Origin of the sequence: Desulfonatronospira sp. (genome assembly GCA_003563255.1) — a bacterium.
In the GTDB taxonomy this organism is placed as follows: Bacteria; Desulfobacterota; Desulfovibrionia; order Desulfovibrionales; family Desulfonatronovibrionaceae; genus Desulfonatronospira.
Genome location: PWSL01000320.1, coordinates 1 through 3,790, shown reverse-complemented (window position 1 = coordinate 3,790; position 3,790 = coordinate 1). Strand labels below are relative to the sequence as shown.

Annotated in this window: 3 protein-coding genes; 2 read left to right on the top strand and 1 reads right to left on the bottom strand. The window is 48.1% G+C overall.

The window, feature by feature from the left end; translation table 11 throughout:
• Positions 1–445 precede the first annotated feature (445 nt).
• The gene (locus QZP87_RS09340; RefSeq protein WP_291322651.1) at positions 446–1,009 is read left to right on the top strand and encodes a hypothetical protein; all 564 of its coding nucleotides are present in this window, start codon (positions 446–448) and stop codon (positions 1,007–1,009) included.
• Between the two features lie 308 nt (positions 1,010–1,317).
• Here the strand turns inward: QZP87_RS09340 and QZP87_RS09335 are convergent, their stop codons facing one another.
• The gene (locus QZP87_RS09335; protein WP_291322650.1) at positions 1,318–3,480 is read right to left on the bottom strand and encodes a TRIC cation channel family protein; all 2,163 of its coding nucleotides are present in this window, start codon (positions 3,478–3,480) and stop codon (positions 1,318–1,320) included.
• Here QZP87_RS09335 and QZP87_RS09330 point away from each other — a divergent pair.
• A partial coding sequence (locus tag QZP87_RS09330; RefSeq protein ID WP_291322649.1) for a hypothetical protein occupies positions 3,449–3,790 on the top strand: 342 nt, incomplete at its 3' end. The genes QZP87_RS09335 and QZP87_RS09330 overlap by 32 nt on opposite strands.

The following is a 3,790-nucleotide window of genomic DNA, read 5'->3' as shown; positions in this document are numbered from 1 at the left end:
CAGCACTCACTTTTGGCAATGGAGAAATACCAGAAAAAATAGTATTCAAAAGTGAGTGCTGGATCATTGGTGGACGCGGAGCGTCCGGAAGATGTTCCCACGCAGAGCGTGGGAACAATAAGAACCGGCCCGGGGACTGTCCCCAGGCCCTTAAGAAGTATGGGAGTATGGGAGTATGAGAGTATGGGAGTATGGGAGTATGGGAGTATGGGAGTATGGGAGTCAAAACATCTTTACACCCACACATGGATACCCCCATACTTTCTTCCATGGGAGGGGAGTTTACGCCATGCGTGTAATCTAATCCAGAGGGGCAGGGTGTCAGAAACAGTTACCAACATGTTGGCTTGAAATTTGTGCTAAGCGCCTTTATAATCTGGCTGATTCCGGATTCAAGAAAGCGTATAGTCAGATAGGAAACATCATTTATGTGGAAATGAATGATATGGAAACAGCTGAGAAATGGTTTGCAAAGGCTGAAAAAAATGGGGCTTTGACCAGTTCTGCTGCTTACCAATATGGTAAGCTCCATTATCTGGAAAAATACGACTGGAAAAAGGGGCTAAGTTATTTATTAAGTTCAGCTGAGCAGGGTTTTGAATTGGCTTATGGAGATATTGGAATTATCCTGTATATGGAAAAACGTGATTATAACGAGGCAGAAAAATGGTTTTTAAAAGCTGAAGAAAAGGATGTTCTTCTGGCACCTGCTGCATATTATTATGGACTTTTTCTTCAACTTGAACGGAATGAGTGGGAGAAAAGTAAAAAGTATCTTATAAAAGCTGCTGAAGAAGAATTTGAACCTGCTTACGGAGAGTATGCTTTCATTTTATACATAGACAACAATGATATTGATAAAGCTGAATTATACTTTAATAAAGCTGAAGAAGCAAATACTCTGTATGCACCGCATGCCTATACTTTCGGAGAGTTATTGATTAACGAGAGAAACGAAGTTGAAAGAGGCAAGAAGTATTTGGAGTTGGCAGAAGCTGATGGTTATTAAGTGAGTGACCCTTACCTGATGCACCTGCAAAAAGTCGAGAAATGAATAATTCAGAAATCAACAATATACATAACTCTTTGATTTTACTGCCTGCCCCGTGAAATAACTCCTTGGAGTTCCCGAAGGGATTTCACTGGGGACCTCTGACTTCTGATCTCTGACGTCTGTGACTGCAAAAATGACTTTTTGCAGTCACATCTTACCGTTGGCATCTGTTTAGCGCTTAGCATGTGGCACGGGGACTGGCTCTTCCTGGACCCACTTGTCCCAGGGTGCGCGTTTGCGGCATGCCTGCCTGACCCCCATGTTTATTTCAATACGTGGGCCTGCTGCGCCTTTCTGTTGGTGGCGCTGCCGGCGCGTATTTCCTTTTTGTCCAGCCTGAGTTTTACATAATCGCTCAAAAGGTAAATTATACGCTCCACCTTGTGCGTGGACTGCAAAACAGCCTTGAGATGGGCATCATCATGCTCCTTTTGCCGGACCCGGTATTTGTCCCGAAGATGGTCGAAGCGCTGCCGGTATTGTGATGTAAGTCCTTCCAGCATGGTAAAATCCATCATATCCCCGGATTCTACAGCCATGGCTGTGGTATCGATCATGGTCCTCAGGCTTTCATGCATGAGCTGCTGCAGTTCTGATCCATCCACTGAAGGCTGCATTCCTTTACCTGTTTTTTGCTCCAGAAAGGTGTAGAGGTTGTTTTCCAGGGAAACGGCAATTTCCAGGCGGGCATTGCACTGGCGGTAGTTGTTTATGGTTTTTTCGTTCAATGGTTCTGCAGCCACCAGGTCCAGGGATTCTTTGAGCTCCCCGGTGAGGTAGAGAAATCTGTTGTGCATTCCTTCCAGTCTGGACCGGTGGACAGGGGCCGCCCTGGACTCGTCGTCTTCGGTATAATAGCCGGAGACAACCTTCCACAGAAGGGGTTCTTTTTCCCTGAACTGCTGCAGGCGGGTATCGGGATGTGTGTAAATATCCCCGAACTGGAAGGGATTCATGTAACCTTTCCAGAGGATAAAAAAACGCAAAGCGAAAAGAAGAAGCACCATGATCATGGTCAGGTAGAAAATAAGCCCCAGGCTTATTTCATAGGGGGTGTACATCAGGGCGCAGGTGTAAATGATGCCGCCCAGAATGGAAATTTCTGCATAGGTGTCCTGCTTGAGCATTTCGATGTTGAAGTCCGCCCTGACAATGTCCCGCAGGATCACGCCACCGGAAGAAGTAAGAACCGCCATGGCCGGACCCCAGAGCCAAAGCGGTTCGGCCCTCATCTCCAGGGCCACGCCGACTCCGATGACGGTAAAGCTGGCTACGGCCCAGGCATCGAAAAACTTAAACAGGCGGTCAAAAACGCTGCCAAGCCTCTTTTCAATAAAAGCGTCTATTTTCCGGGCCAGGGTGCCGGAACGGTCGTGAATAAAATCGTAATACCTGATGATTGCGAATCCGGCCAGGACTATAGCAATGGCCACCAGGAAATAAGCCGGGGTTTCCAGGACAAAGACCTGCTCCACTCCGAGAAAAAGGTCGCGCAGAACCCCGCCACCGATGGCCGGCAGTGTAGCCAGAACCAGTGCTCCGAATAGATTGTAGCGCTCTTTGCGGGCCAGAAGCACCCCTGAGGTGCAAAATGCCGCTATGCCCAGGAGGTTGAGCACGGCAAACCACGTCTGGCCCGTAGTGATGGCCAGGTAAGCCGGAAGGACAAAGTCGCGGTGCAGGGTGTTTATACGTCCCTGCTCCTGCATGCCCTGCAGGATGGAGTTGAATTCTTCCAGTTGGTCCCTGGATATGCTTTTTCTGCTAAAGAGGATATGAACCGGGATTTCCGGGCTTTTGATACCCATTTTCTGCACCAGGCCGGATGCCTGAGACCTGGCAATGAGGCGGTCCATGATTATGGGGTTGGCTGCAAAAAGGTCCACCCTGCCCTCAATAGCCAGGTGCAGATTTTCCTCATAACCCTGGGAAGTAATGAGTTCCAGGTTAGGCGGAGGATCCTGCATAAGATCTCTGAACTCTTCTGAACCGTAGGCATGGCCTTCAATCACGGCAATCCTCAGTTCCTCGCTTTGCAGGAACTGGAGTACCTCCTGCACCGAGTTCAAAGAGCTCAGCTTATCAATGCTTTTGTGGTAGTAGATTTCGTTTCTTTCTGTGCGGTAAGGCTTTGAAAAGTAAGCAAACTCCTCGCGGGCTTCTTCATAATAAGCCCCCATGAGAAAGTCTGTTTGACCGGTTTTGAGGCCTTCCAGGATTTCAGCCCAGGACATGGGCTCGAAAGTCACCCTGTGCCCGGTCTGTTCAAAGAGCTCCCTGGCTATCTGGATATCCAGGCCGGTGACTTCGGCCGCAGTTTCTGTACCTGCCTGCATCTGATAGGGTTCGTCCGGGTACCAGCCGCTTCGCAGTTCATGGGACTGCGAAGCGGCCTTGACCGGGAAAAAGTGCCCGGACAAGAGCACAAAAAGGCAGGCTGCAAGATATAAAGTAAAATTAAGTGGGAAGTATCTGTTCAGGGACTTAGAAAATTCTGATTTACCATTTTTAATGTCTCCAGACCTTAATTCAGGAGGTATTGAATATAACATAACAATTAGGCGCTTGGTACAAATTTCAAACAAACATGTTGGTCGTTACAATCGGTTCCTGGTTCCTGGTTCTTCGTTCCTGGTTACCTCTTGTTCCCAGGCTGGAGCCTGGGAACAAGAAAGAAAAGAAAAAAAATCCCTGCTTGCATGTTTGTGGGGACAGGCACCCCGGCACTTATTTTTT